Here is a 25,667-nt window from a genome sequence, read left to right on the forward strand (position 1 = left end):
TAAGTGCAAGTTTATCTACTCTTAATAGCAAAAGTTGATAAAGAGAAAAAAACCGACTGTAAACGTTAAGTTTACAGTTGGTTTTACTGTTTTCTATAAATAGGTATTTCTTATAGAGTTGAGCTTTAATCTAAAGAAATTATCACCGTTTCGCTTTCCATCTTGATTTGAGGTTTGATGACAGCATCGGTGTGAGGTTTTGCCTCTGCTTTTGGATGAGAAGGGTTGTCATTTGGGGTGACAGCTTTGGACTTTTCCTCTTTTGTAACCATCTTTTCTTTTCCTTTCTGTACTTTATTAAAGTGAGGTGTTTTGGAGTAAACGATAAAGTAATAATAGGAGCAGATGAGAAGGAATCCTAAATATAATAGCTTTCTAGTCATTAAGAATCCTATCTATAGCTTAAACCAAAGTAATTATATTTGACGGTAGCTTGCATTTGGGATTGAGCTAGCTAAGTCATTGTATGCTGGGTCTAAAGTATGTTCTTCGTCAGTTACTTGTTTTCCAGCAAGGAAGTATTTGTTGGTGCGAGCAGTATCATTCCATGTAGCATCTACATAATAGTTAGTACCGTCGATCTTAACAATATTCCAAGCATGGTTACCACTGACAGGGTCACCAATAATATCTGCCTTACCTGTAACATACCAAGCATCTAAACCAGCAGCAACTGCCATGTCTCTAAACATTACAGCGTAAGCTTGGCAAACGCCACGTTTGTCTTTATAAAGAGCTTCTGGAGCATGGACACTGATACCGCTAACGGTTTCGTGGGTTGTTTGTAGCTCTTCAGTAGCATATTCGTAAGAGTTGACAATGTGATCATGGATGATTTTCGCTTTTTCATAATCACTTGTGATATTTTTGTCAGTAATGTTTTCTTTAACAAAGTTAGCTACAAAGTTCTTGTACTCTTTTGATAAGGCAACTTGATCTTGTTTGATGGTATACTCGATAGCAATGTCACTGCTTACCAGCACACGCTCAACTTGACCACCTCGTTGGAATAAACTGATTTTTGTTTGAGCTGAGAATTGTGTTGTTGTACCAAAAAGGTTACCCAACTCGCGAAGGATATCACCAAGTTTTTGTTGGTAAACTTGAACTTCTTGCTCTGATTTCAATTCCATATTAACCGTCATAGTTGGGACACGGTTATCAACTTTATCTTTCAAAACGGCTTTTAACTGATCATAGGAAGTGACAGTATTGTTAGCTGCTTTTTCAGTTTCTTCAGGTTTTGTGTAATTAGCGTCTGTTTCAACGACAGGTTTTTTGTCTTCAGTTTCGACAGGTTTTTCCTCATCGGCATTTTCAACAAGTTGAGAATCTGATTTCAGTGGTTTAACTTCAGCAGCTTCTTTATTTGTTAGTTTAGCGATCTCAGCTTCTAAAGCTGGTGAAGGGTAGTTGTCTAATTGAGATTGTAAGTCAAGAGCTTGGTTCTTGTAGGTGATAATGTTTTCCACCAAGGGATTAACACGGTCAGCAAGTTCTTGAAACATTGCTTTGACTTGGTCGACACTACCTGTTCCGTCAAAATGGATGGTTTTAAGAAGGGTGTTAATCTGGTTAACCGCTTGATTTCTTTGATTGACAAGGGTATTGTATTCTTGTTGAATACCATTGATTTTTGCGGATTCTTGATTAACAAGATTTTGAATATTTTTATGGATTGTATTTCTACGCTCAATAGCGTCATTATATTCTTTAGGGCTTAGCTTTTGGCTTTGTAGCTGTGCTACGAGTTGGCCAGCGGCTTGTTTGGCTAAAGCTACTAAGCGGTTAAGCTCTTGGCTGGCCTTTTGTGGTGATAGAGTAACGAACTCATTGACATTTGACATGATGTAGTCATGAAGCGAGTGGTGTTGTTCGTTAAAATAGTTAATAGCCTGATATGGATTATCTGTCTCAGTAACATAGTAACCAGCTTGATTACCAAATTCATCGGCTTTAACCTGATGGTCAATGAGAGTTATCGATATCGCTAGTAATGTAGCCAAAAGGCTACTGATAATCTTCTTATTTTTCATTTGTCCTCCTAAAAATAATAAAAAATGAAAGATTTCTTCTAGTAGAAGCATCCTATCTTACCTTAGTTTGATCTAAGATGAATAGGTTACACTAAACTAGACAGAATTTATAAAGTGTTCTACACTAAAGAAAATAGGAGAATATTATGTCTAGAAAAATACGTCGCCACTTCACCGATGACTTTAAGCAACAAATCGTTGACCTTCACAATGCAGGGATGAAACGAAGTGAGCTTATCAAAGAATATGAGTTAACCCCATCAACCTTCGATAAGTGGGTACGTCAGGCTAAAACAACTGGTTCCTTTAAAACTATTGATAATCTTACAGATGAGCAGCGTGAACTGATTGAACTCCGAAAGCGTAATAAAGAACTCGAAATGCAGTTAGATATCCTAAAGCAAGCGGCGGTGATTATGGCACGAAAAGAGAAGTAATCACTGCTAATAAAGACAAATATAGCATTTCAGCCATGTGTCGTTGGTTGAACATTCCTCGTTCTAGCTATTACTACAAGGCTGTTAAACCAGTCTCTGAAGCGGAACTTGAAGAAAATATCAAAGCTACTTTTCTCGAAAGTAAGGCCAGATACGGGGCTAGGAAAATCAAGAAATGTTTGGAAAATGAAGGCATCCAGCTGTCTCGTCGTCGGATTCGTCGCATCATGCACAAACTCAACTTAGTATCCGTTTATCAGAAAGCAGCCTTCAAGCCACATTCAAAAGGGAAGAATGTGGCAGCTATTCCTAATCACTTAGCCAGACAATTTCATCAAGAAAAGCCTCTAAATGCTTTAGTAACAGACTTAACCTACGTTCGTGTCGGTAATAGCTGGGCTTATGTTTGCTTGATTATTGATCTCTTCAATCGTGAAATCATCGGTTTGTCAGTTGGTTGGCATAAGACCGCCGAATTGGTTAAACAAGCGATTCAGAGCATCCCTTACGCTCTGACCAAGGTCAAGATCTTCCATTCTGATCGTGGGAAGGAGTTTGATAATCAGCTGATTGATGACATGTTGGAAGCTTTTGGAATCAATCGTTCTCTAAGCCAAGCAGGCTGTCCCTATGACAATGCGGTAGCTGAGAGCACCTATCGCGCTTTCAAAATTGAATTTATTCATCAAGAAACCTTTCAGTCACTGGAAGAATTAATCCTTAAAACGAAAGATTATGTGCACTGGTGGAATTACCATCGCATTCATGGCAGTCTCAACTACCAGACACCCATGACATGGAGATTAATTGCTTAAAGAAAAAAGCACTTTATAAATGTTGTACAGAAAAGTGTTGCCTTTTCAAAGATGTGTTGGTTTAAACCATAAGATTGAGTCTAAAAAGACTCAATCTTATCCGCCAACAATAATAAGGATGTCCATAATTAGCGCGAAAATAAGAGATTTACTTATTTTTCCCATGGTGTTTCCCCTTTCTGATTTAATAGTTTATACTAATATTATATAATAGTCCTATTAATTTTTATTTTTTGTTGTGAAAGTGGGAAAAATGGAAACTGAACTTGGAAAAACATTACGAGAATTGCGAAAGGGAAGGCAGATTAGCATTAGTGCTTTGGCTGATGAGCACTTATCCAAATCTCAAATTTCTAGATTTGAGCGAGGGGAATCTGAGATTTCCTGTAATCGACTCTTAAATTTGTTAGACAAGCTTAATATTACCATAGATGAATTTCTATCCATACGTTCGGCCAAGCATACGCATTTCTTTACGCTATTAAATCAGCTCCGAAAATATTATGCTGAGCAGAATCTAGAAGAATTATTTAACTTGTTGGAAGACTATGGTCAAAAGCCCTATGAGGCGACCATGATTAAAGCGGTTATTTTTTCGATTGATCAGTATACCAAACCAAGTGAATCGGAAATTAATCAATTAACCGATTATTTATTTAGAGTAGAACATTGGGGATGTTATGAGATTATATTATTAGGGAATTGTTCTCGTTTAATCAATTATAATACTCTTTTTTTGTTGACAAAAGAAATGGTAAATTCTTTTGCTTACTCGGAACAAAACAAAACCAATAAAATATTGGTAACGCAACTGTATATTAATTGTTTAATCATTAGTATTGACCATGATTTTTTTGAAAACAGTCGCTATTTAATCACTAAGATACAAGCGCTTTTGAATGATGAAATTCATTTTTATGAAAAAACCATCTTTTTATATGTTCACGGTTACTATAAGTTGAAACAAGGTGATTTGGTTGGAAGAAAAGAAATGCAAGATGCGCTAACCATCTTTAAATTGCTAAAAGAAGATGCTTTTTACTATGCTTATCAAGAACATTATCAAGCACAAGTTCCTGATGAGACAAAAGAAGAGTAGGTTTTGGCTTTTAAAGTTGTCTTCTTCTTAGATTATTCGTAAAATAGATAAGAAAGATGTGCTGGCTGTCTGATTCAGCTTTGACAAGACAAATAGAGAGAAAAAGTTTCTTTCTTAACAAAACATTAAGAGTGGGGGGAATAAAACTCATATGCCTGAATTACCTGAAGTGGAAACGGTCCGATCCGGTTTAGAACAATTAGTCTTACATAAGGTCATCAGCAGCATGACCATAAAGGTTCCAAAGATGGTAAAGACAGATTTGGAAGCCTTTTGTCTCACGATACCGGGACAAAAAATTCAAGCTATTGGGAGACGTGGCAAATATTTGCTTTTTGATTTTGGTCAGTGGGTTATGATTTCTCATTTACGAATGGAAGGCAAGTATCTGCTTTTTGAGGATCAAGTGCCTGACAACAAGCATTTTCATGTTTTTTTGCACCTAAATGATGGGAGCACATTGGTTTATCAAGATGTGCGTAAGTTTGGTACCTTTGACTTAATCGCAAAAGAAGAGCTGGATTATTTTTTTAAGCACCGCAGTATTGGGCCAGAGCCAACTGCTGAAGCCTTTGATCAATCCCTTTTTGAAAAAAGACTCTTAAGCTCTCGAAAACCGATCAAACCCTATTTGCTTGATCAGAGTTTGGTTGCGGGCTTGGGGAATATCTATGTTGATGAAGTCTTGTGGGCAGCTCAAATTCATCCGGAACGTCGTTCGGATAGTTTAGAAGTTTCCGAAATAAAAAGGCTTCACCGTGAGATTATCCGAATCTTACAATTAGCAGTACAAAAGGGAGGCTCTACCATCAGGACCTATCGCAATGCCTTAGGAATGGATGGAACGATGCAAAATTACCTGATGGTTTATGGCCAAAAAGACAACCCCTGTCCACGTTGTGGACATCCTATTACTAAAATCAAAGTCGGAGGGAGAGGAACCCATTTATGTCCAAATTGTCAAAGGAAGTAGCCACAGTTATCGGGATTACAGGAGGCATTGCCTCAGGAAAATCAACGGCTGTAGCCATCATTAGAAAGGCAGGCTATCAGGTCATTGATGCTGATGCGCTAGTTCATAAGCTCCAAAAAAAGGGAGGGAAGCTATATGAGGTTTTGCTGTCTGCCTTTGGAGAGAGTATACTTGGAGCTAATGGAGAGTTAGATAGACAAAAACTATCTCAGCTTATCTTTTCTAACCCTGACAAAAGAGTAGAGTCTGCAAATATCCAAAATGAGATGATTAGAGCAGCCTTAGCAGAAAAAAGAGATCAATTAGCTAAAAGCGAATCTCTCTTCTTCATGGATATTCCTTTACTTTTTGAACTAGGTTATCAAGATTGGTTTGACGCCATTTGGCTTGTGGATATTGATGAAGAAACCCAGCTCAATCGCTTGATGGCACGTAATCAGTTGACTCTGGAGCAAGTTAAAGAGCGAACGGCTTCTCAGATGTCTTTATCTCAAAAAAGAGCTATGGCAGACCTCATCATTGATAATCGAGGAGACTTGAAAGACCTTGAACAAGAAGTTGCTAGAGCACTAAAAACATTAGAAAAGTAAACAAAATTAAAGCATCACAACAGTTAGAGTTTGACTCTAGCTGTTTTTTTAATTAGTTGAGGGAAAATTTTTATCATTTTTAATTCAGATTATCTTGAGATTAAAAGAAGAATAAGCTACAATGATGTCAAGATAAGACAAAAGGAGCAGAGATGGAACTAGTCATTGAAGGAATTGCAAAAACATTTCAGGAAAAAGAAGTCCTAAAAGGAGCCAGTGCTCACTTTAAAAAGGGAGAAATTACGGGTCTCTTGGGGCGAAAAGGTTATCTTATTGGATGAGCCACTTACTGCGGTAGATTTGGTATAAAGCATAGCCATTAAGCGTTTCTTATTAAGCTTGAGAGATGATCATATTCTGATTTTATCCACTCATATAATGTCTTTGGCAGAAGACCTTTGTGACCGCGTCCTTATCCTGGATAAGGGAGAGCTACAAGAAATGGACAGTTCAGCCAAGGGGCAAGATTTTGAAGCTAACCTTCTAGAAATATAGCAAGGAGAAGGCCATGAGCATTGCTAAGTTAATAACACTCTTGTGGAAAATTGAAGGTGTAACCTTTTACAATCAACGGATTTATCGTTTGCAAAAGCTGCCTTTAATTGGTAAAAGGATTCCTAACCGTTTTTATCACGCTGCTACTGTCAAAGGGCTGTTATTACTGATTCATATCTTTTCAAGCCCCTTGAAAATACTGACCTTGAGGCTTTGCTATGTTGTCCTGTGTTTAGGCTTGGGACAATTGACCACAGTCATACTTGCAGAATATCGTTGGTATCAGAAACCAGACAGCTTGTCTCAAACGCTAACTTACTTTATTATTTTTTCCCTACTGTTATCACCAGCTCTTTCAATTAAGCTCTTTTCGGTGGATGATGTGAAGCAAATAAAAGCTATTCGCCAGTTTCATATTCTACCGAGAGACTATTTTCAAGCTAATCAATTGCTAAGTTTTGGGCAAGCGTTTCTCTTTCATAGTTTTACCTTAGGTCTTTTTTTAGCCTATTTCGGTTTTGCTTTTTGGCATGGCATAAGCTTTACACTATTAGTTTTGGGCTTGAACTTAGGCCTTAAATGTCTTTTCTTACCGCTTTATCAAGTCAAAAAAAGTAAGAAAGAAGACCTCCTAAACAAAGCTATACTTGTTACCCATGGTGCTAGTTAATTTCAAAATATCTCAAATTGTAAGCTAGTATGATTTGTTCAATCCTCAATTGCAGCCCTGTCATGCCCCTAGCCAGTGTTCGTTCCATATCAAAAAGGGAACAAAGTTCTGAAAATCTAGTCTCAATGGTTCGTCTCATAGCCATTAGTTTCCAATGATTATGCTGTTTAGCCCCTTCCATATTTTGACGCAAGGGAGTCCAGAGGTGATAGCCATTTTGCTTCAACTCATCTTTCAGCTCACGGTTAAGGTAACCTAAATCTGCTAAAATGACGGATTGTTCACACCTTTCTAGCAACTCGTAAACTGCCTTAATATCATGAACAGAGGCTGGGCTGACAACATAATTCAGAATGTAGCCTGATAAGGTCACTAGCATGTGAACCTTAAAACCGTAAAACCACATATGTTTAGAGGCGGTGTAACCAATATTAGCTATCCCATTGAAAAGTCTGACCCTGTGGTTACGAATAGATTGACAAAGTGGCAAAGGAAAGCTGTCTATAATAACAATGGTATTGGGAGAAATTTGAGTGTTCATTGCCTGACGAATCACTTGAACCAGCCAAATCAACTGTCTTGCACGCCTATTAAAGCGACTTCTTTCTAGTAATGTACCGCAGGGAAATAGCTGACAAATCCTATAAAAGTGACGTTGTGATTTAATACCTAGTTCAGCTTGTAATAGCAGTAAAACTAGAAGAGATTGGTCTGAAACTTTGGACAGACAGACGTTACGACGGTGTTTGAAGTCTTCCGGACAATAATCTTGATAAAACTGAGAACAAATTTTTGATAATTGACGCATATTCATTGTAAGTGATGGGATTTAGCTGTATACTGTAAGTGGCTCATTTGGACTAACCTCCTGTTTGTGTAGGCACTTACAGTATAGTCCTTTTGGGCTTTTTATTGTATTTTGAGATTAACTAGCACCACGGGTACTTGTTATCTTTTCAGCCGTCTTTTTGTTAAGTTTCTATCTGGTCTATTTAGGTAGTCGCTTTAATCCTTATCCTTTCTTTTCATTCTATGCTGGGCTTATTGGTTTTGTCTTATGGGGAGTAGCTTTTCAAACAATAAAAACCTATCCCAACTTGAATCAATTAGCTCGTAACGTTTTAAGACACGAGACCATGAAAGAAAGAACAGCTAATGTTGAAGACATCAATATCACAGCAGTCAGGGTCGATGATAAGGAAATAGCGTTAGCAAAAGAGCTTCCCTTAACCTACCAATCGTTAAAAGGAATTGCATACTTGAACGCTATTTTCTTTTATCGAATGGGAAAACAGCTAAGAAAACATATTCGAAGACGTCTAGCAATCATTGCACTCATAACAGTTATCCTATGGTTTATCTGGCATTGGGATGGACAGGTTGATAAAGTCAATCACTCCTATTATGTGCCTGTTCTTTATGCCTGCCTAATTTCAGGCTATCTCTTTTATGTGGGTGAGCCCTTTATTAAATTTACTTTTTACCATTTAGACCGACCGTTACTGAAATACAAAGAGTACCGAGAGAGGCAACTTATCCTTGAAAGTTTGAAAAAACGCTTTTGGTCTTTGATTAAGTATAATCTGCCTATTTTTTTAGTGCTGACCTTTTTTAGTTGTTCTCTTTATTACAATCTTTTTGAGTGGGTTTGGTATGAAGTCCTCATTTTAGTATTAGTGCAATTGGTTTCTTTAGCTTTTTTCACACTCTATTTTTTGTATTTATATTATCTTTTGTAACCTTTTACAGAAGGGTTAGCTTCTAAGAGTTGGCTCTACAATCTCTTGACAGGGGTTATGACTATTTTTGGTTACCAACTTTTTAGATTTACAGAACATATGACGCTCCCTTATTTTGCTTTGCTCATTTCAGGGATGTTGGCCTTTTTGATTTTTGGTTTTGTTTTGGTTTATTGTTTGGCTTCAAAGACTTTCCGATTAAAATAAAGCTTCTCTTTATGATATAATGACAGTAAGTAATAGCATTGAAGTCTAAGAAATGATAGACTTTTACAATCTTTTTTGACAATGACGTCTCATAGAAAAGAGGGAAGACATGGCAACCATAACAATCGCTAAAGGTAATGAGCCTATTGAGATGCAACTCGCAATGCTTAACCGTCATGGGCTAATTGCAGGAGCTACCGGAACAGGAAAAACGGTGACCTTGAAAGTTTTGACCGAACAGCTCAGTCTAGCTGGAGTGCCTGTCTTTTTAGCCGACATTAAAGGAGATCTTTCTAATTTAGCTAAAGAAGGACAAGTGACTGAAAAATTATCAGCTCGCTTGCAAAAAATGGCTATCACAGATTATAAACCACAAGCTTTTCCCGTCAGATTATGGGATATTTTTGCCAAAGAAGGTCAACCATTAAGAACGACTATCTCTGAGTTAGGACCGATGATTTTATCGCGCTTGTTGGGCTTAAATGATACGCAAACAGGTGTTTTGACCATTGTCTTTAAGATTGCGGATGAAAAAGGATGGCTGTTGATAGACTTAAAAGATTTACAAGCCATCTTGAAAGAAGTTTCCCAACATGCATCAGACTATTCTGAACAATATGGGAACATTGCGAAACAATCAATAGGTGCTATCCAAAGAAGTCTTCTTACCTTAGAACAAGAGGGAGCTGAACAATTTTTTGGAGAACCAGCTCTTGATATAGCTGATTTTATTAGTCTTGACCCTGCTAGTGGTCAAGGGGTAGTTAATATCTTATCAGCGACTCAGCTTTTCCAATCTCCAACCCTATATACGACCTTTCTTTTATGGCTTTTATCAGAATTATATGAATACTTGCCTGAAGTAGGTGATCTGGATAAACCCAAGTTAGTTTTCTTTTTTGATGAAGCTCACTTGCTATTTAAGGATGCTCCAAAAGTGTTTGTGGAAAAAGTGGAGCAAATGGTTCGTTTGATTCGTTCAAAAGGTGTGGGAATCTTCTTTGTAACACAAAATCCTCTGGACTTACCAGAAAGCATCTTAGCGCAATTAGGGAACCGTATCCAGCATGCTTTACGGGCTTATACACCTAAAGAACAAAAAGCTGTTCGTGTAGCTGCGGATACTTTCCGTCAAAATCCAGGTTTGGATGTAGCCACACTTATTACAGAATTAGAAGTTGGAGAGGCTTTAATTTCAGTCCTTAATGATAAAGGTCAGCCAAGTGTGGTTGAGCGCGCTATGATTATGCCTCCAAAGAGTACTTTTAGCCTATTATCAGAAGAAGAGGTGCAAGGGCTTGTTCAGCAGTCTCCTTTAGCGGCAAAATATGGTTATAGCATAGACAGCGAATCTGCTTATGAATTATTAGCCTTAAAAGTTTTGGAAGAAAATAAAGCGAAAGAAGAAGCTCTCTTAGCTGATCAGCAAGAAAAAGCTGCTAAGGAATTGGCCAAACAATCAGCTCAAGCACAAAAAGCTTCAAGAAGGCCTGTGGGAAGGCCACGTAAAACAGTCGTCGAAAAGGCTACCGATGCCTTTATCAGCACAACAGTCAGAACCATTGGACGAGAATTGGTAAGGGGATTACTGGGAAGTCTCAAAAAACGTTAGTCAAACCCCTTTTGCAATAAGTGTCTACTCACTCTTTCTCTAAAGTATGGTATAATAATCTAAGGTATTCTGTGGAAAAGTCAATGACTTTTACCAAATCAGATAGCAAGGTTAAAAGGTCAACTGAAAACAAGATTTGAAAGTAGCTTGGCTCGGTAATTTCGTCACTGAGGCAAGCTTTTCACTTCCTCTACCTATTAGACGGTGAGATGAAAGGGATGTTTTTCCTTCCATTTGTCTGGATGAGCAGTTCGTGTCCTTGGGTCATGTCATTTGGGGCTAGAGCCTTTTTGAAAAATTGTAATATTAAGGAAATGGTGTGAGAGTAAAAATTAATTTAGAATGCAGTGAGTGTGGCAGTAAAAATTACTTAACAAGTAAGAATAAAAGCACTCATCCTGAAAAAATCAAAGTTCCCAAATACTGCCCTAAAGAGAGAAAAGTAACCCTACATGTTGAATCTTAATAAGATTTATGTTAGAATAATCAAGACTATAATGGAGGAAACAACATGTACAACTTACTACTTATCATGTTGCTAGTGTTATCAGTATTACTTGTGATTGCGATTTTCTTACAACCACAAAAAAATCCTAGCAGCAATGTTTTTGATAGCAGCGGTTCAGAAGCCTTGTTTGAACGTACTAAAGCTCGTGGTTTCGAAGCTTTTATGCAACGTTTTACAGCAATTCTAGTATTTTTCTGGCTAGCGATTGCGCTTGTGCTTGCCATTTTATCAAGTAAATAAGGAGTGAGCTTGACGGAGTTAGTCTAGCTCATTTTTTTATCAATGAGTCGCTAATAGAGAAACAGAAATAGAAATCAGGTTTTATGAAAGAAAATATTATGACTTATTTAAAGGAGCATGGCAAATCAAATGTTAATGATTTGGCAGCTGCTTTAGATATGGCTGGGGCAAAAAAATTCCCAAGTTTAATTAAAGAAATTTCTAAAATGGAGAGTCAAAGGCTCTTGCGTTTTTCAAATGATGGGAGTTTGTCGCTAAGAAAGCCAAAAGAAAGTAAAAAAGAAATCACCATACAAGGGACATTTCGTGCTAATAAGGCAGGTTTTGGATTCTTACATGTGGATGATAACGAAGACGATATGTTTATTGGTCGCAATGATGTGGGCTATGCCATTGATGGAGACCTAGTAGAAGTCGTTGTGAAAAAACCAGCTGACCGCCTTAAAGGAAGTGCAGCTGAGGCTCGCGTGACAGGGATTGTAGAGCGTTCCTTGAAGACTGTTGTCGGAAAATTTGTCTTAGATGACGAAAAACCTAAATATGCTGGCTATATTAAGTCAAAAAATCAAAAAGTTCAGCAAAAAATTTACATCAAAAAAGAGCCAGTTGTCTTGGATGGTACCGAAATCATTAAGGTAACTATCGATAAATACCCTACTCGTGGGCATGATTATTTTGTGGCCCATGTTCGTGATATTGTAGGGCACCAAGGTGATGTTGGTATTGATGTCTTGGAAGTTTTAGAATCCATGGATATTCATTCAGCTTTTCCAGATGAGGTGATAGCAGAAGCTGAAGCAATCGCTGATGCACCCAGTGCTAAGGACTTGATTGGACGCGTGGATCTTCGTCAAGAGACCACCTTTACCATTGATGGCGCTGATGCTAAAGACTTAGATGATGCCATTCACATTAAGAGATTAGACAATGGGCATTTTGAGTTAGGTGTTCATATCGCAGATGTTTCTTATTATGTGAAAGAAGGGTCAGCTCTGGATCGTGAAGCAGTGGCGAGAGGAACCTCTGTTTATGTGACGGATCGGGTTGTGCCTATGTTACCAGAACGTTTATCGAATGGCATTTGTTCGCTTAATCCTAACGTGGACCGTTTGACCCAATCTGCGATTATGGAAATCGATGGCAAGGGACATGTGGTGGCCTATCAGATTTGTCAATCTGTGATCAAGACCCGTTTTAGGATGACATATAGTGCTGTCAATGACATGATTGCTGGCGATGAGGAAGCTTTAGAAAGCTATGCTCCCATTTTAGAATCCGTTCAACTAATGACAGCCCTTCATAAGATTTTAGAGAAAATGCGTCTTAGACGTGGTGCCCTTAACTTTGAGACCCAAGAAGCTAAAATTATCGTCAACGATAAAGGCATGCCAGTTGATATTGTTCTTCGTCAGCGAGGGATCGCTGAGCGAATGATTGAATCCTTTATGTTGGCAGCCAATGAATGTGTTGCTGAGCATTTTGCTAAGGCTAAATTACCCTTTATTTATCGTATTCATGAAGAGCCTAAGGCTGAAAAAGTTCAAAAGTTTATAGATTATGCTAGTATCTTTGGGATTAAAATCCAAGGAACAGCTAATAAGGTCTCTCAAGAAGCCTTACAAGAAGTTATGGCAAAAATAGCAGACCAGCCAGGTTCTGAGGTTTTAAGCATGATGCTTTTACGCTCCATGCAGCAAGCTAGATATTCAGAGCATAATCATGGCCATTATGGATTGGCTGCTGATTATTATACGCACTTTACCAGTCCGATTCGTCGTTACCCTGATTTATTGGTGCATCGTATGATTCGTGATTATCAGCAAGTGACCCAAGAAAAAATGGATCACTATGCCAGTCGTATTCCTGAATTAGCGTCATCTTCTTCTCAATTAGAACGCCGAGCTATTGATGCTGAGCGTATGGTCGAAGCCATGAAGAAAGCTGAATATATGGAAGAATATGTTGGTGACGAATTTGAAGGCATTGTCTCTAGTGTGGTGAAATTTGGTCTCTTTGTCGAGTTACCAAATACCATTGAGGGATTGGTTCACGTGACCAGTCTACCAGAATATTTCCATTACAATGAGCGCACCATGACTTTACAAGGCGAAAAATCAGGGATAGTCTTTAAGGTCGGTCAGGCCATTCGAGTCAAATTGATTAAGTCGGATAAAGAAACTGGGGCAATTGATTTTGAATTTTTACCAAGTGATCTTGACAGAAAAGAAAAACTTGCTAAATCAGAAAAACCAAGTCGCAGATCAAATCGTTCGTCTGGAGTAGATAACAGCAAATCATCAGGAGATAAAAAAGCAAGCTCTAAGGGTAAGGATAAGGCAAAACGGAAAGGGAAAAAACCTTTTTATAAAGAAGCTGCTAAAAAGAAAAGTCGTAAAAGGAGTTAAGTATGGCGAAAGGTGAAGGGAATTTACTAGCCCAAAACAAAAAAGCAAGACATGATTATCATATTGTTGATACTGTTGAAGCGGGTATTGTCTTGACCGGGACTGAAATCAAAAGTGTTAGAGCTGCACGCATTCAGCTCAAAGACGGCTTTGCTCAAATCAAAAATAATGAAGCTTGGTTAGTCAATGTCCATATTGCTCCTTTTGAACAAGGCAATATTTGGAATCAAGACCCTGAGCGTACTCGTAAATTATTACTAAAAAAACGAGAGATTCAACATCTGGCAAATGAGCTAAAGGGCAGTGGGATGACGCTTGTTCCTCTAAAGGTTTATTTAAAAGATGGTTTTGCTAAAGTTTTAATCGGTTTAGCTAAAGGGAAACATGATTATGACAAGCGTGAAACGATTAAACGTCGAGAGCAAGAGCGCGACCTTAAAAAACAAATCAAACAATATAATGCGAGGTGAGTTGGCACAATGATCAAAAAAGGTCAGGTGAGTCTAGTACGAACCTATGCCTATGATAGAGACTTATATACCCAGGGCTTAGAAGTATTCAGTCCAAATGAGGTCTTAATTAGCGCGGGACGTTATGGTGCTTCCAAGCTAGGTCTTTATCAACTCGATGAGGAAAGATTCGACATCAAAAAGCAGTTTCCAGAAACCATCTTTGCAGAAGGCTTGACTTTGGTGACAGATTTTTTCTGGCTACTTACCTATAAAGAGGGTCTAGCCTACGATAACAATGAGAATTGTTTGTGGATGACTAGTTGCAATGCTTATCTGCAAAAACGTGATCCACAAGACTTCAGCCTTTTAGAGACGGTTTTAGTAGCTATTGATGGAGTCCCCATCTCTATGCTTAATGAGTTAGAGTATGTGGATGGTTATCTCTATGCTAATATTTGGCAGACGACTACCATTGTCAAGCTTTTACCTGCTAGTGGTCAAGTTGTGGCCACTTATGATCTGGGCTTCTTACTAGACCAATTGAAGCTCAATAAGGAAAACTATCCCGATTTAGATGTCTTGAATGGGATTACACACCTTTCAGACAATCGCTTTTTAGTCTCGGGGAAATTATACCCATTGATGTTAGAAGTTGTTTTGGAAGACTAAAAGGACTAAATCATTACTAAGGACAGCAAAAAAACCAATAGACTGCAAAACAGTCTATTGGTTTTTTATGTTTAGTGAGTTTCGCCACCGATTGCTTTTAGGTCTGAGCGGTCATTGTAATCAACGATAGCTCCGATTGCAGCTTCGATACCTCGTGTAATGTCATCCAGATTCATTGCAGCAGTATTAGGTTTGTCAACCACTTGTGCCATCATAAATGGGATATGCATGAAGCCAGCTTTGGCATTTGGCAAATGTTTATCAACCAAGTAAAGGGCTTGATACATCAAATGGTTACAGACAAAAGTGCCGGCAGTATTTGAAACAGAGGCTGGTAAGCCCGCTTTTTGAATAGCTGCTACCATAGCTTTGATTGGCAATGTGGAGAAGTAGGCAGCTTTGCCATCTTCACGAATTGGGGTATCAATGGGTTGATTCCCTTCATTATCTGGAATGCGCGCATCATCTTGATTGATGGCAACACGTTCTGGAGTCAGTCCTGTTCGGCCACCCGCTTGTCCAATACAAAGAACGACGTCAGGTTTGAAATCTAGTAGTTGTTTTTCAAGCACATCAGCAGACTTTTGAAAGACAGTGGGAACTTCTACCCATTTTACTTGAGCGCCATGGATAGTAGCTGGTAATTGTTTAATGGATTCTAAGGCAGGATTGATGGCTTCGCCTCCAAATGGGTCAAAACCAGTAACTAAAATTTTCATAGTTCTTATCCTTTCCATAGTTTTATAAGAACTAAGTCTATTGTTTTAACTTATCAAAAAACTTAATTGAAGGCAAGTAAATACATTAAAGCAATGTGAATGATGATTAAGACAAAGGCAACAGGAGCTTGTTTTTTAATGACAGCATTTTGGTCTTGAATTTCCATCAAAGCAACTGGCAAAGCATTGAAGTTAGCTGCCATTGGAGTCAGAAGAGTTCCACAAAATCCAGCAGTCATGGCAAGGGCACTGGCTACAATAGGATCAGCTCCCAAGGCAAAGACGAAAGGCACCCCGATACCAGAAGTGATAACGGTGAAGGCTGCAAAGGCATTTCCCATAATCATTGTAAAGATAACCATACCAAGCACGTAAGCGACAACACCAAAGAACCGACTATCAGCAGGAACAATGCTACCAATCATAGAAGCGATGACATCGCCGACACCAGCTGTAGTAAAGATAGCACCTAAGGCACCTAAAAGCTGAGGTAAAATACCGCTAGTGGAGACTTGTTGGTTCATGCGATTATTTTCAGCCAGTAATGCAGAAGCTTTTTGTCTTGTGATTACTAAACAAACAAGAGTAGCTATGATGGCAGCAATTCCGATAGCACTCTTGCTGAAGTCTGGGAAGTAGAAGGCTAATAGTAAGGCAATTGTTGCCATTAACATAACAGGAAAGAAAATCCAGCTTCCAATACGACGGGCACTTTCTTCAGCTTTTTGCTCATCAAAAGTCGGTAGCTTACCAATACGAACTTGTTTAAATAGGGTGAGCATAGCCACAACCATCACAATAAGTCCTGTGACGATATTAGGAAGAAAAGCACCACCAACAAAGGTAACCCCAAGCAGTCCCCAAAAAAGAGCTGTTCCAAGGTAGACAGGATTACTTTTGTCTTTAAAAGCACAATAAGCCGTGTGGAAGAGTTGTAATCCGATAATAACAAAAATAATTTCTAAAACAATTGATGCCAGATTAGTCATTACTTGTCTCCTTTCTTATGCTGACGTTCCATTTTCTTCTCAAAGAGATGATTGTAGATGGCTACTACAAAAATCGTGATAATAGCAATAGCAAGAGAAGCAAAGGCGATAGCCCCTGGATTACTTTTATAGCCAAGTTGATCTAAGGTTCCGGCAATCAGCAAGACGCCACCCGCACCAACAAAGGTATTTTGAGCAAAGAAGTTACCAAAGTTTTCATTAGCAGCTGCCATGGCTTTGATATCATCTTTTTCTTTATCAGATAAATCATCACCAACTTTGGCTTTAGCTGCAGCTTCACCCATAGGTTGAATGAGGGGGCGCACAAATTGAGGGTGCCCTCCAAGTCTGATGGAGAAAAGTCCTGCAATTTCACGAATAATAAGGTAGAGGGTGAATAAGCGTCCAACTGTAAGAGCTTGTACTCGCTGAATCAATTGGGTAGCTCGGTGTTTAAGGCCGTAAGTTTCTGACAAGCCGATAAGAGGTAAGGTGATAAAGAAAATAGTCAGCAAACGCTGATTCGTAAATTCTCTTCCTAAAATTTCTAGAAAGTCAATAAATGAGATTCCTGAAACTAATGCAGTCACAAGTCCTGCAATGACGACGGTAGCGATTGCGTCAAATTTAAAAATAAAGCCTAAGACAATAATCACAATACCGATTAATTTAATCCATTCCATGATAAACTCCTTTTTTAATAATAAGAAAATTATAACATTCGAAGCTAACAATTGAAAGCTGCTTAAAAAGTAAAAAGACTAGCTATACTAATCTCTTTCTTTGATAATATAGACAGGTCTTTTTTTGGTTTCTAAGAAAATTTTGGAAAGGTACTTGCCAATGATACCAAGACAAAGGAGCTGTAGTCCCCCCATAAATAAAATGATCGAGACGGTACTGGCCCAGCCAGAAACGGGATCTCCAAATAGTAATTTACGAATCACAATAAAGCTAATGGCTAATATTGCTAGTAAAAAACTAATGGTTCCTGTCCAGGTTGCTAGTGTTAGAGGGACTTCGGAAAAATTGATAAAAGCATCTAAAGAATAGTTAAAAAGGTCCCAAAAGCGCCAGCTGCTTTTCCCATGTTGGCGTTCTCTATTTTCAAAGCTAATATAGGTAACCTTATAGCCTACCCAAGAAAAAATCCCTTTTGAAAAACGATTGACCTCTCCCAACTCTAAAATGCTATCAAGGACTTGGCGGGTCATTAGACGATAATCACGGACACCATCAACAATGTCAGTGTCTGATAACTTATTGACCAAACGGTAGAAGGACTTGGAGAAAAAAGAACGAAGGCGAGGTTCTCCTTGACGATTTTGCCTTCTTGTTCCGACCACATCATAACCTTCTTTTAAAGTAGAAAACATGAGGGGTAAGAGTTCAGGAGGATCTTGTAGATCCACATCCATAACGGTAATGTAGTTTCCTTTAGCTTCTTCTAAACCTGCTAAAATACCGGCCTCTTTTCCGAAATGGCGTGATAAGGCTAGATAATGAATATTTGAACGCTGTTTTGATAATTGTCGCAGCAGATCGAGGGTTTGATCAGTTGAGCCATCATCAATAAAAAGGTATTCAAAGGACAACTCTTTAGCCATTGCCTCTTCAATTTGTTGCATTTCCTCGAGAAAAGGAAGGATAGTCTCTTCCTCGTTAAAACAAGGAACAATCACAGAAAGTAAGGTCATAGGCGTCCCTTTCTAGTCTTTTGACAAATTGTAACACAAAAGTTGAGATATTTCAAAAAGCTAACAAAAAGAGCGTTTAAGTACTATAAGTAAAAAACTGCTTGGGATAATCCCAAGCAGTTTTTGTATTAGTTGATTGGCTCTGAACTAGAATGTTTTTTACCTCTGTTTAAAGCTTCTTGTTCAGTCATTTCCATGACTCTATCTAAATTTGCTGATGATGGCATATTTTCCTTTTTGTACCAGTAGACATCAGAACGCCCATTGCTTGCTACGTAAACAGTTGTTTGAGAAGCTGCATCACTTGCTGTTTCAGCAGTTGCTTCTTCAGTCGTGTCAGCAGCATTTGTGTCTTCAGTTTCGATAAGTTCTTCAGCGTTATCTTGGATACTTTCATTATCAGTTTCTACTGGAGCAGTTGCTTCAGCAGCGTCTACAAGAGTTGCTTCAGATAATAAGCCACCAGCTTGGTAATTGATGTTAAAGCCATTGGCAGTATTGAAAACGCGAACAGTTTCGTCAATCACGCCATCAGATGATAAGGCAGAAACAAGAACATGACGAGGGATTAATTCAGTTCCTACATAGACAGGCACTGCTTTATAGTAAACATGAACAGTAGGGTTTTTCTTGATATGGTCCATGACTTTATTTTCAATATATTGCATGCCACCTTTACGGTCGTTGTTGCCAACATTTTGAGTTCGTGTGCCAGTCACAAGATTGTTTCGGTATGGGCGACCACCTATGCTATCAGCGATTAGGTGGCTGCGGTCAAAGAGGTAACCATTACGAATTTTCCCATTACTTAAAGCGATGCTTACCATTTGGTTGTTTGGTAGACGTTTTACTTTTCTTGGGCTGTGTTTATAGTCAGCTTCTGTTGCAGCAAGACCAGTCTCTTTAAATTGGTAAGAGTACCAGCCGCTTGGGTTGTAGTCTTTTTCCCATTTCTCACGATAGCCAGCTGACATGTCAATCATATCTTTGGTAATAATCCCGTAGGCGGTTCCAGAACGTCCATACCCATCTAAATCAGAATAATGAATTTCAGAAACTTTTACAGGTCTTGTGCTAGTTCCGCTTTTTCGATAGACTTTTTCGGTAGTTTTTTGCAACTCAGGAAAAGTTTCTTTTTGAAGATTAGCTTTTCCTTCAATGACGTAGTAATCGGGATGCTGAGCCAAACTCCAATTTTGAGAGAGCTGAGCTTCTTGAGCATAAGTAATCCTGTCGCTAGTTCCATTAATAGGAATAAATCCTAAAGATGGAACGGGAAAAGAACTTCCCTCTTTGTTTAGACATTCTGAGTCCTCCTTTTTTTGTTTACTAGTTAAGTATATCACGGTTGATGATAAAAACTATAAATTTAATAAAAATAATTTTTATACAATTTAATTTTAACTAATAGGTCTGAATCAGTGACAAAAAAACAAAAACAAGATAAATAATAAGATAATAAATGAAAACTCATTTTTGAAAAACCTGTAATAATAGTGTTTCAAAGAAAATTAATAATTTTATAGTTATTTTAATTTAATAAAAATAAGAAGTCGAAAAAATGTTGAAAAAACTTTTTTCTTTTAAGTCTGAGACAGTTTAGTTACTGATAGCATATAAAAAAACAGAAGCTTGAGCTTCTGTTCTCATGATTATTTGTTTAAATCAATCACTTCAATCTTGTAACCATCTGGATCTTGAACGAAGTAGTAGCGCGCTGATTGATCAGTTAAGCCTTTAATATCAGTGACTGGAAAGCCTGCTTGACGATGTTTTTCATGGTCTGCTTCAAATTGGTCAGAACCAAGAGCGATATGCCCATAGCCATCTCCTAAATCGTAATCACCGTGCCCATAGTTATAAGTTAATTCTAACTCATAGCTTTCTCCCTCTAATGCCAAATACACCAAAGTAAATTGACTGTCTGGGAAATCTCTGCGACGCGTTTCTTTGAATGGAAAAGCGCTTGTGTAAAATGCTACGGATTTTTCAAGGTCTTTAACGCGAATACAAGTGTGCAATGCTTTCATAATAGCCTCCTTATTTAGCTACCGAAATCACCTCTTCTCGAGGTTTACGGACTTGAGCATGTTTAGGGTCTCTTAGGCGATAACCTAAAGATAACATGCTAGCAATACCTTCTTTGTCTTTATTAATGATACCATGATTTGCCAAAATAGTGTCAACTTTTGCATAGTCAAAGCCTTCAATTGGGCAAGAATCAATGCCGATAAGAGCAGCAGTCATCATCATATTGCCAAGGGCAATATAGGTTTGCTTAGCAGTCCAATCAAATAAAGCTCGGGGACTATCAGCCATTTCCATATCATTTTTTTGGAAGGATTCATAAAGCTTGATACGGCTATCTAGCCCTTTACCTTCTTCAATACCACGTCTTAATAAGCTATTTTTAATAGATAGACCATCATAACGTGCATTTTTTTCAGCAACTAGGAGAATAAAGTGGCTAGCAGTCTCAAGTTGATATTGGGCACCCCAGGCAACCTCTTTAATTTCATTTTTGACAGCTTCATTTTCTAATACGATGAAACGCCATGCTTCAAGGCCGACAGATGAAGGGCTTAGCCAGGCAGCATCTAAAATTAGCTGCAAGTCTTCTTCAGGGATTTTGTGGTCATTGTAGACGCGAACAGCTGTGCGAAATTTGAAAGCATCTTGAAGTTTTTGTGTCATGGATTCTTTTGTCATGTGAAATTCCTATATTTCTATTTATTACTAAAGTGAGTGATGATAAGTTTTTGAATGAATGTTTGAAAAAGTTTTACAATAATAACAAATCTAATTAACCTTCAAAATAAAGCAGTTCTTTAGGAGTATGAGTAAAGACTTCAAAGCCATTTTTAGTCACGTGACCGCAATCTTCAATACGAACGCCTACTTTTTCTGGTATGTAAATGCCAGGTTCAACAGAGAAGCACATGCCTTCTTCAAGAACTAAATCATTTCCTGCCATAATTGATGGGAATTCATGTACATCCATGCCAATACCGTGTCCTAAACGGTGATTAAAGAAATCACCATAACCAGCTTTTTCAATGACCTGTCTTGCGGTCGCATCAACTTCTGCAGCTGTAACACCTGGTTTGATAAAGTCAAGGGCCGTTAATTGAGCTTCTAAGCACAGCTTATAAATGTCTTGCTTGAATTGATCGGGTTTACCAATAGCCACGGTACGGGTCATGTCACTGGTATAGCCTAGGGTTTCGATCCCTAAATCAAAAAGTAAAAGAGCGTTGTTTTCGATGGTGTTGGTTCCTGGAATGCCATGAGGGTTGGCAGCGTTATTGCCAGTTAAAACCATGGTTTCAAAGCTCATTTTAGAAATGCCTTGCTTTTTCATCTCAAATTCAATTTGAGCAATGATATCTGTTTCTGTTGCTTTCAAGGAAATGGCATCAACCCCTACTCGAACAGCCTTATCAGCAAACTCCCCAGCAATGATCATTTTTTTGATTTCATCTTCTGATTTCATCAAGCGCATGCGTTGCACATAGGGAGTGAGGTTTTCAAAGTGTCCTGAAAAAATGCTTTGCAAGCCTTGGAATTTTGACACATTGAGATGATCAAACTCAGCAAAGATTCTTGAAGCATGGGTGTTTGGAAGTACAGAGCGAATCTTTTCCCAAGGATTTTCAGAATCCATATAGCCAAAAACAGGAAAAGAGACTGTTTGGCTAGCTCTAGTAACTTCCAATGCGGGAACAAAGAGGACAGGTGCTAAATCTTGGTAGACGAAAAGAAATAATTGCCTTTCATGAGGGTCACAGAAAAAGCCTGTTAAATAATTGATAGTGACAGGGTCAGAAAAGATAGCTAATTGTGCTTCTTCTTGAGTAAGGTATGAGCGGATTTGATCTAATTTTGTCATAGAGAAACCTTCTTTCTGACTACTATTTTTTCAAATTCTTTTTAAAAAATCAAGCTTATGGGCAATATTTCCTATAATTGATGAAAACCTTTTCTAAAGTGACAAAAAAGCGCATTTTAGAAGTCAAAAAGAAAGTAGTATAGGCTTATTTAGTCATTTGCTTTACTTTTATCTTAGTTTGTGTTAATTTTATAATCATAAATTTATAAGGTAAAACTTTTCACTTTATAGACCATTAGTAAGTTTTCAAAGAACAGGAGAAAAAGATGCAACACATTATTAAAGAAACCCCTCTCAAAGTCACTCGAGTTATAGTTGCCTTATTACTGGCAATTCTAGCCTTGTTAAGCCTAATTCAAAGTGATGCTCCAATAGCTTTTTTAAGTCACTTTTTTGGAAGCTATGAATCTTTGGATCACTTGTTGGTGCTTTGCTATTTGGACTTATGCATTATCAAGCCTTTGAGGGGAATCTCTATCAATGTTTGGTGGTGACAGGTATTGGACGCTTGCCTTTTACCTATCTATGGTTTAAAACAGCTAGTTTAAGAGGAGGCATTTATGCTCATATCTGCTATGATTATTTTTTATTTATAGCAGTCTTGCTTTTTCATTTTGGGCATTAAATGATATCGGTTCAAAGTCAAGATTTATTCTTGGCTTTTTTAATGGAAATCATGATGAGGCTGTATAAAGTTTCACATTTTATCAAAAGATTCTTAATTTTCATATTTTTTGACAAGAAAATGCTTTGTCATTGTTATGAATTTGACTTGTTAGACAAAGCTTTGAAAACTTTTTCAAAAATTAACTTTTAATACTTGAAAGTGTTTACAATTCATGCTAAAATAATTTTTGAAAGCGTCATTTTCAATTAGAAAGGAAGACAACTAATGAATACAGATGATACAATCACGATTTATGATGTCGCCCGTGAAGCAGGGGTTTCCATGGCAACCGTCAGTCGTGTTGTGAACGGTAATAAAAACGTTAAAGAAAACACGCGTAAGAAAGTCTTAGAAGTTATTGATCGATTAGATTATAGACCAAATGCGGTTGCACGTGGCTTAGCCAGCAAAAAAACAACAACAGTTGGTGTTGTGATCCCAAACATTGCTAACAGCTATTTCTCTATTCTTGCTAAAGGGATTGATGATATTGCAGCCATGTATAAATATAATATCGTTCTTGCTTCAAGTGATGAAGATGATGACAAGGAGGTTAATGTTGTTAACACCCTATTTGCCAAGCAAGTAGATGGTATCATTTTCATGGGACACCATTTGACTGAAAAAATCCGTGCGGAATTTTCACGTTCACGTACACCGATTGTTTTGGCAGGAACCGTTGACTTAGATCATCAGCTACCAAGTGTTAACATCGATTACAAGGCAGCTGTTTCAAATGTCATTGATATTTTAGCTGAAAATCATAAGAGCATTGCCTTTGTCTCTGGTCCATTAATCGATGACATTAATGGGAAAGTACGTTTGATTGGTTACAAAGAGGGACTTAAAAACAATAAGCTTGATTTTAAAGAAGGTCTGGTTTTTGAAGCCAACTATTCTTACAAAGATGGGTTTGAATTGGCACAGCGCATGATTAACTCAGGAGCAACTGCCGCTTATGTGGCTGAAGATGAGTTAGCAGCAGGTCTTTTGAATGGCTTGTTTGAAGCTGGAAAATCAGTTCCAGAAGACTTTGAAATTATCACTAGCAATGATTCGCCAGTTGTTCAATACACACGTCCAAACTTGAGTTCTATCAGCCAACCTGTATATGACTTGGGAGCTGTCAGCATGCGCATGTTGACGAAAATCATGAACAAAGAAGAGTTGGAAGAAAAAGAAATTCTATTGAATCACGGCATCAAAAAGCGTGGGACTACCAAGTAAAATCTGCCCTACAGGCAGATTTTTTTAGGAGAAAAAGATGAGCAATCCTCTATTAATGCAAGCTTTTGAATGGTACTTACCAGCTGATAGCAATCACTGGAATTACCTCAAAGAACAAATTCCTGAGTGGCAAGCTTTAGGGGTGGACCAAATGTGGCTACCACCAGCTTTTAAAGCAACAGGTGTAAATGATGTTGGCTATGGCGTTTATGATTTGTTTGATCTTGGTGAGTTTGATCAAAATGGTACTGTACCAACTAAATATGGGAATAAAGATCAATATCTTGATTTGATTGCATCCTTAAAAGAAGCTGGTATTAAGCCAATTGCAGACATTGTCCTTAACCACAAAGCCAACGGGGATCATAAAGAAGTTTTTTCGGTCATTAAAATGAACCTTCTCAATCGTCAAGAAGCTTTATCGGAGCTCTATGAGATTGAAGGTTGGACAGGCTTTGATTTCCCAGGCAGGCAGGATCGTTATAATGATTTTAAGTGGCATTGGTATCACTTCACAGGTCTTGATTATGATGCTAGAACAAATGAAACAGGCATCTACATGATTACCGGAGATAATAAAGGTTGGGCTGCTAATGAGCTCATTGATGATGAAAACGGTAATTTTGATTACTTGATGTATAATGATATCGATTTTAAGCATCCCGAAGTGATTAAAAACCTTCAAGATTGGGCTAAGTGGTTCATTGAAACAAGTGGCATAGAAGGTTTTAGATTAGATGCTATCAAACATATTGATTCTTTCTTTATTCAAACTTTTATTAATGATATCAGAAGTCAAATCAAACCTGATTTAGCGGTTTTTGGGGAATATTGGAAATCTGATAAGAGTTCAGTGGAAGACTATCTTTTAGCTACCAATGCTCAATTTTCGTTGGTGGATGTGGCTCTTCACTTGACCTTTTTTAGGGCTAGCCAAAGTGGTCGTGATTTTGATTTGACCACTATTTTTCAAGGAAGTTTGGTGGCTAGTAGACCAGATTTAGCAGTAACTTTTGTGGATAACCATGATACTCAAAGAGGGCAAGCGCTTGAATCAACAGTAGAGGAGTGGTTTAAGCCTCTAGCTTATGGCTTGATTTTATTGAGACAAGAAGGGTTGCCATGCCTTTTTTATGGTGATTATTTTGGGATTTCAGGGGATTTTGCTCAGGATAGCTTCAAAGACGTCATTAGCAAAATGGCTCTTCTTCGTCAAAAGCTAGTTTATGGTCAACAGGTCGATTACTTTGACCATGCTAATTGTATTGCTTGGACTTGTCTTGGAGACGAGGAGCATCCAAATGCCTTAGCTGTTATTCTATCTAATGGAGATGAGGGATGGAAACGCCTAGAAATCGGGCAAGATTATAGTGGTCAACTTTTTGTTGATTACTTGGGAAATTGTTCTGAGGAGATTCAAATTTCAGAAGATGGATGGGCTGACTTTAAAGTAGAAGCAGGCTCTATATCGGCTTGGATTCCTAAAAGTCTTACTCTTTAAAAAACAAAATCAGTCTAAGGGCTGATTTTTT

General features: G+C 38.0%; 28 protein-coding genes and 2 pseudogenes. 19 read left to right on the forward strand and 11 right to left on the reverse strand.

What is annotated here, in order from left to right:
• Positions 1–125 precede the first annotated feature (125 nt).
• Together STRIC_RS12105 and STRIC_RS04090 are read right to left on the reverse strand one after the other, a co-directional pair.
• A complete protein-coding gene (locus tag STRIC_RS12105) occupies positions 126–383 on the reverse strand; it encodes a chitin deacetylase (RefSeq protein ID WP_156033582.1) in 258 nt (85 codons plus the stop codon).
• Positions 384–416: 33 nt separating this feature from the next.
• Positions 417–2,036 (reverse strand): transglutaminase domain-containing protein, encoded by a 1,620-nt coding sequence (locus STRIC_RS04090; protein WP_008088373.1) that lies wholly within the window; start codon positions 2,034–2,036, stop codon positions 417–419.
• Between the two features lie 146 nt (positions 2,037–2,182).
• On the opposite strand from STRIC_RS04090, the gene STRIC_RS04100 reads away from it, so the two are divergent.
• The 7 genes and pseudogenes from STRIC_RS04100 to STRIC_RS04125 all read left to right on the forward strand — a co-directional run bounded on the left by STRIC_RS04100 (position 2,183) and on the right by STRIC_RS04125 (position 7,115).
• Positions 2,183–3,288 (forward strand): IS3 family transposase gene (locus STRIC_RS04100; RefSeq protein WP_156033583.1). Its coding sequence is split into 2 segments (ribosomal slippage): positions 2,183–2,459 and positions 2,459–3,288, totalling 1,107 coding nucleotides; the frame shifts between segments, so codons are not numbered across the junction.
• A 253-nt stretch (positions 3,289–3,541) separates the two neighbouring features.
• Positions 3,542–4,387 (forward strand): helix-turn-helix domain-containing protein, encoded by an 846-nt coding sequence (locus tag STRIC_RS04105; protein ID WP_008088263.1) that lies wholly within the window; start codon positions 3,542–3,544, stop codon positions 4,385–4,387.
• 151 nt (positions 4,388–4,538) lie between these two features.
• A complete protein-coding gene (gene mutM, locus STRIC_RS04110; RefSeq protein WP_008088397.1) occupies positions 4,539–5,360 on the forward strand; it encodes a DNA-formamidopyrimidine glycosylase in 822 nt (273 codons plus the stop codon).
• Positions 5,336–5,950 (forward strand): dephospho-CoA kinase, encoded by a 615-nt coding sequence (gene coaE / locus STRIC_RS04115; RefSeq protein WP_008088386.1) that lies wholly within the window; start codon positions 5,336–5,338, stop codon positions 5,948–5,950. Before mutM ends, coaE begins: the two co-directional genes overlap by 25 nt.
• Before the next feature lie 152 nt (positions 5,951–6,102).
• Entirely contained in the window at positions 6,103–6,231 is a 129-nt protein-coding gene (locus STRIC_RS12865) for a hypothetical protein (RefSeq protein WP_008088266.1), read from the forward strand.
• Positions 6,212–6,445: pseudogene (locus STRIC_RS11760) on the forward strand (ABC transporter ATP-binding protein); the annotation flags it as partial. The gene STRIC_RS12865 and the pseudogene STRIC_RS11760, both read left to right, overlap by 20 nt.
• A 13-nt stretch (positions 6,446–6,458) precedes the next feature.
• Positions 6,459–7,115: a hypothetical protein gene (locus STRIC_RS04125; protein ID WP_008088591.1), complete on the forward strand. Its 657-nt coding sequence runs from the start codon at positions 6,459–6,461 to the stop codon at positions 7,113–7,115.
• Here STRIC_RS04125 and STRIC_RS04130 read toward each other — a convergent pair.
• A pseudogene (locus tag STRIC_RS04130) lies at positions 7,108–7,970 on the reverse strand (IS982 family transposase). The gene STRIC_RS04125 and the pseudogene STRIC_RS04130 overlap by 8 nt on opposite strands.
• A 113-nt stretch (positions 7,971–8,083) precedes the next feature.
• On the opposite strand from STRIC_RS04130, the gene STRIC_RS04135 reads away from it, so the two are divergent.
• From STRIC_RS04135 to STRIC_RS04160, 8 genes are all read left to right on the forward strand, one after another.
• Positions 8,084–8,854 (forward strand): hypothetical protein, encoded by a 771-nt coding sequence (locus STRIC_RS04135; RefSeq protein ID WP_008088308.1) that lies wholly within the window; start codon positions 8,084–8,086, stop codon positions 8,852–8,854.
• A gap of 57 nt (positions 8,855–8,911) precedes the next feature.
• A complete protein-coding gene (locus STRIC_RS12625; RefSeq protein WP_008088103.1) occupies positions 8,912–9,061 on the forward strand; it encodes a hypothetical protein in 150 nt (49 codons plus the stop codon).
• A gap of 109 nt (positions 9,062–9,170) precedes the next feature.
• On the forward strand, positions 9,171–10,673 hold the full coding sequence (locus STRIC_RS04140) for a helicase HerA-like domain-containing protein (protein ID WP_008088644.1): 1,503 nt from the start codon (positions 9,171–9,173) through the stop codon (positions 10,671–10,673).
• Positions 10,674–10,992: 319 nt separating this feature from the next.
• Positions 10,993–11,139 (forward strand): 50S ribosomal protein L33, encoded by a 147-nt coding sequence (gene rpmG, locus STRIC_RS11765; RefSeq protein ID WP_083835418.1) that lies wholly within the window; start codon positions 10,993–10,995, stop codon positions 11,137–11,139.
• 45 nt (positions 11,140–11,184) lie between these two features.
• Positions 11,185–11,421, forward strand: a complete 237-nt coding sequence (secG, locus tag STRIC_RS04145) for a preprotein translocase subunit SecG (protein WP_008088351.1) — start codon at positions 11,185–11,187, stop codon at positions 11,419–11,421.
• Positions 11,422–11,504: 83 nt separating this feature from the next.
• On the forward strand, positions 11,505–13,826 hold the full coding sequence (gene rnr / locus STRIC_RS04150; protein ID WP_008088208.1) for a ribonuclease R: 2,322 nt from the start codon (positions 11,505–11,507) through the stop codon (positions 13,824–13,826).
• A gap of 2 nt (positions 13,827–13,828) precedes the next feature.
• The gene (smpB, locus tag STRIC_RS04155; RefSeq protein ID WP_008088053.1) at positions 13,829–14,296 is read left to right on the forward strand and encodes an SsrA-binding protein SmpB; all 468 of its coding nucleotides are present in this window, start codon (positions 13,829–13,831) and stop codon (positions 14,294–14,296) included.
• 9 nt (positions 14,297–14,305) lie between these two features.
• The gene (locus STRIC_RS04160) at positions 14,306–14,947 is read left to right on the forward strand and encodes a glutaminyl-peptide cyclotransferase (RefSeq protein ID WP_008088448.1); all 642 of its coding nucleotides are present in this window, start codon (positions 14,306–14,308) and stop codon (positions 14,945–14,947) included.
• Positions 14,948–15,018: 71 nt separating this feature from the next.
• Here STRIC_RS04160 and pcp read toward each other — a convergent pair whose 3' ends face one another.
• From pcp to STRIC_RS04200, 8 genes are all read right to left on the reverse strand, one after another.
• On the reverse strand, positions 15,019–15,666 hold the full coding sequence (gene pcp, locus STRIC_RS04165) for a pyroglutamyl-peptidase I (protein WP_008088639.1): 648 nt from the start codon (positions 15,664–15,666) through the stop codon (positions 15,019–15,021).
• 62 nt (positions 15,667–15,728) lie between these two features.
• Positions 15,729–16,655: a DUF979 domain-containing protein gene (locus tag STRIC_RS04170; RefSeq protein ID WP_008088354.1), complete on the reverse strand. Its 927-nt coding sequence runs from the start codon at positions 16,653–16,655 to the stop codon at positions 15,729–15,731.
• Positions 16,655–17,338 carry a DUF969 domain-containing protein gene (locus STRIC_RS04175; protein ID WP_008088319.1) on the reverse strand — a complete coding sequence of 228 codons (684 nt, stop codon included), beginning with the start codon at positions 17,336–17,338 and terminating at the stop codon, positions 16,655–16,657. Before STRIC_RS04175 ends, STRIC_RS04170 begins: the two co-directional genes overlap by 1 nt.
• 87 nt (positions 17,339–17,425) lie before the next feature.
• On the reverse strand, positions 17,426–18,352 hold the full coding sequence (locus tag STRIC_RS04180; RefSeq protein ID WP_008088212.1) for a glycosyltransferase family 2 protein: 927 nt from the start codon (positions 18,350–18,352) through the stop codon (positions 17,426–17,428).
• Between the two features lie 128 nt (positions 18,353–18,480).
• Complete coding sequence (locus tag STRIC_RS04185) at positions 18,481–19,698, reverse strand: DNA/RNA non-specific endonuclease (RefSeq protein ID WP_008088425.1); 1,218 nt, start codon at positions 19,696–19,698, stop codon at positions 18,481–18,483.
• A gap of 306 nt (positions 19,699–20,004) precedes the next feature.
• A complete protein-coding gene (gene gloA / locus STRIC_RS04190; RefSeq protein ID WP_008088586.1) occupies positions 20,005–20,382 on the reverse strand; it encodes a lactoylglutathione lyase in 378 nt (125 codons plus the stop codon).
• A 10-nt stretch (positions 20,383–20,392) separates the two neighbouring features.
• Complete coding sequence (locus STRIC_RS04195; protein ID WP_008088251.1) at positions 20,393–21,061, reverse strand: NAD(P)H-dependent oxidoreductase; 669 nt, start codon at positions 21,059–21,061, stop codon at positions 20,393–20,395.
• A gap of 94 nt (positions 21,062–21,155) precedes the next feature.
• A complete protein-coding gene (locus tag STRIC_RS04200; RefSeq protein WP_008088549.1) occupies positions 21,156–22,241 on the reverse strand; it encodes a M24 family metallopeptidase in 1,086 nt (361 codons plus the stop codon).
• Positions 22,242–22,507: 266 nt separating this feature from the next.
• Between STRIC_RS04200 and STRIC_RS12275 the strand changes: the two genes are divergently transcribed.
• The 4 genes from STRIC_RS12275 to STRIC_RS04220 all read left to right on the forward strand — a co-directional run bounded on the left by STRIC_RS12275 (position 22,508) and on the right by STRIC_RS04220 (position 25,636).
• Positions 22,508–22,735: a hypothetical protein gene (locus tag STRIC_RS12275; protein WP_008088370.1), complete on the forward strand. Its 228-nt coding sequence runs from the start codon at positions 22,508–22,510 to the stop codon at positions 22,733–22,735.
• Positions 22,687–22,866 carry a hypothetical protein gene (locus tag STRIC_RS11770; protein WP_008088165.1) on the forward strand — a complete coding sequence of 60 codons (180 nt, stop codon included), beginning with the start codon at positions 22,687–22,689 and terminating at the stop codon, positions 22,864–22,866. The genes STRIC_RS12275 and STRIC_RS11770 overlap by 49 nt, the downstream gene beginning before the upstream one ends.
• 267 nt (positions 22,867–23,133) lie before the next feature.
• Complete coding sequence (gene ccpA, locus STRIC_RS04215) at positions 23,134–24,135, forward strand: catabolite control protein A (protein WP_008088335.1); 1,002 nt, start codon at positions 23,134–23,136, stop codon at positions 24,133–24,135.
• A gap of 37 nt (positions 24,136–24,172) precedes the next feature.
• Complete coding sequence (locus STRIC_RS04220) at positions 24,173–25,636, forward strand: alpha-amylase (protein ID WP_008088290.1); 1,464 nt, start codon at positions 24,173–24,175, stop codon at positions 25,634–25,636.
• Positions 25,637–25,667: the final 31 nt, after the last annotated feature.

It is taken from the genome of Streptococcus ictaluri 707-05 (genome assembly GCF_000188015.2).
Taxonomy (GTDB): domain Bacteria; phylum Bacillota; class Bacilli; order Lactobacillales; family Streptococcaceae; genus Streptococcus; species Streptococcus ictaluri.

Bases quoted from the DNA above. Each gene is read 5' to 3' on its own strand.
- STRIC_RS12275 (WP_008088370.1), top strand. From the start codon at position 22,508: ATGCAACACATTATTAAAGAAACCCCTCTCAAAGTCACTCGAGTTATA.
- STRIC_RS04200 (WP_008088549.1), bottom strand. From the start codon at position 22,241: ATGACAAAATTAGATCAAATCCGCTCATACCTTACTCAAGAAGAAGCA.
- pcp (WP_008088639.1), bottom strand. From the start codon at position 15,666: ATGAAAATTTTAGTTACTGGTTTTGACCCATTTGGAGGCGAAGCCATC.
- STRIC_RS04220 (WP_008088290.1), top strand. From the start codon at position 24,173: ATGAGCAATCCTCTATTAATGCAAGCTTTTGAATGGTACTTACCAGCT.
- ccpA (WP_008088335.1), top strand. From the start codon at position 23,134: ATGAATACAGATGATACAATCACGATTTATGATGTCGCCCGTGAAGCA.
- STRIC_RS04140 (WP_008088644.1), top strand. From the start codon at position 9,171: ATGGCAACCATAACAATCGCTAAAGGTAATGAGCCTATTGAGATGCAA.
- STRIC_RS04105 (WP_008088263.1), top strand. From the start codon at position 3,542: ATGGAAACTGAACTTGGAAAAACATTACGAGAATTGCGAAAGGGAAGG.
- STRIC_RS12625 (WP_008088103.1), top strand. From the start codon at position 8,912: ATGACTATTTTTGGTTACCAACTTTTTAGATTTACAGAACATATGACG.
- STRIC_RS04160 (WP_008088448.1), top strand. From the start codon at position 14,306: ATGATCAAAAAAGGTCAGGTGAGTCTAGTACGAACCTATGCCTATGAT.
- STRIC_RS12865 (WP_008088266.1), top strand. From the start codon at position 6,103: ATGGAACTAGTCATTGAAGGAATTGCAAAAACATTTCAGGAAAAAGAA.
- STRIC_RS12105 (WP_156033582.1), bottom strand. From the start codon at position 383: ATGACTAGAAAGCTATTATATTTAGGATTCCTTCTCATCTGCTCCTAT.
- STRIC_RS04180 (WP_008088212.1), bottom strand. From the start codon at position 18,352: ATGACCTTACTTTCTGTGATTGTTCCTTGTTTTAACGAGGAAGAGACT.
- mutM (WP_008088397.1), top strand. From the start codon at position 4,539: ATGCCTGAATTACCTGAAGTGGAAACGGTCCGATCCGGTTTAGAACAA.
- secG (WP_008088351.1), top strand. From the start codon at position 11,185: ATGTACAACTTACTACTTATCATGTTGCTAGTGTTATCAGTATTACTT.
- smpB (WP_008088053.1), top strand. From the start codon at position 13,829: ATGGCGAAAGGTGAAGGGAATTTACTAGCCCAAAACAAAAAAGCAAGA.
- gloA (WP_008088586.1), bottom strand. From the start codon at position 20,382: ATGAAAGCATTGCACACTTGTATTCGCGTTAAAGACCTTGAAAAATCC.
- STRIC_RS04090 (WP_008088373.1), bottom strand. From the start codon at position 2,036: ATGAAAAATAAGAAGATTATCAGTAGCCTTTTGGCTACATTACTAGCG.
- STRIC_RS04125 (WP_008088591.1), top strand. From the start codon at position 6,459: ATGAGCATTGCTAAGTTAATAACACTCTTGTGGAAAATTGAAGGTGTA.
- STRIC_RS04175 (WP_008088319.1), bottom strand. From the start codon at position 17,338: ATGGAATGGATTAAATTAATCGGTATTGTGATTATTGTCTTAGGCTTT.
- rnr (WP_008088208.1), top strand. From the start codon at position 11,505: ATGAAAGAAAATATTATGACTTATTTAAAGGAGCATGGCAAATCAAAT.
- coaE (WP_008088386.1), top strand. From the start codon at position 5,336: ATGTCCAAATTGTCAAAGGAAGTAGCCACAGTTATCGGGATTACAGGA.
- STRIC_RS11770 (WP_008088165.1), top strand. From the start codon at position 22,687: ATGCATTATCAAGCCTTTGAGGGGAATCTCTATCAATGTTTGGTGGTG.
- STRIC_RS04195 (WP_008088251.1), bottom strand. From the start codon at position 21,061: ATGACAAAAGAATCCATGACACAAAAACTTCAAGATGCTTTCAAATTT.
- STRIC_RS04170 (WP_008088354.1), bottom strand. From the start codon at position 16,655: ATGACTAATCTGGCATCAATTGTTTTAGAAATTATTTTTGTTATTATC.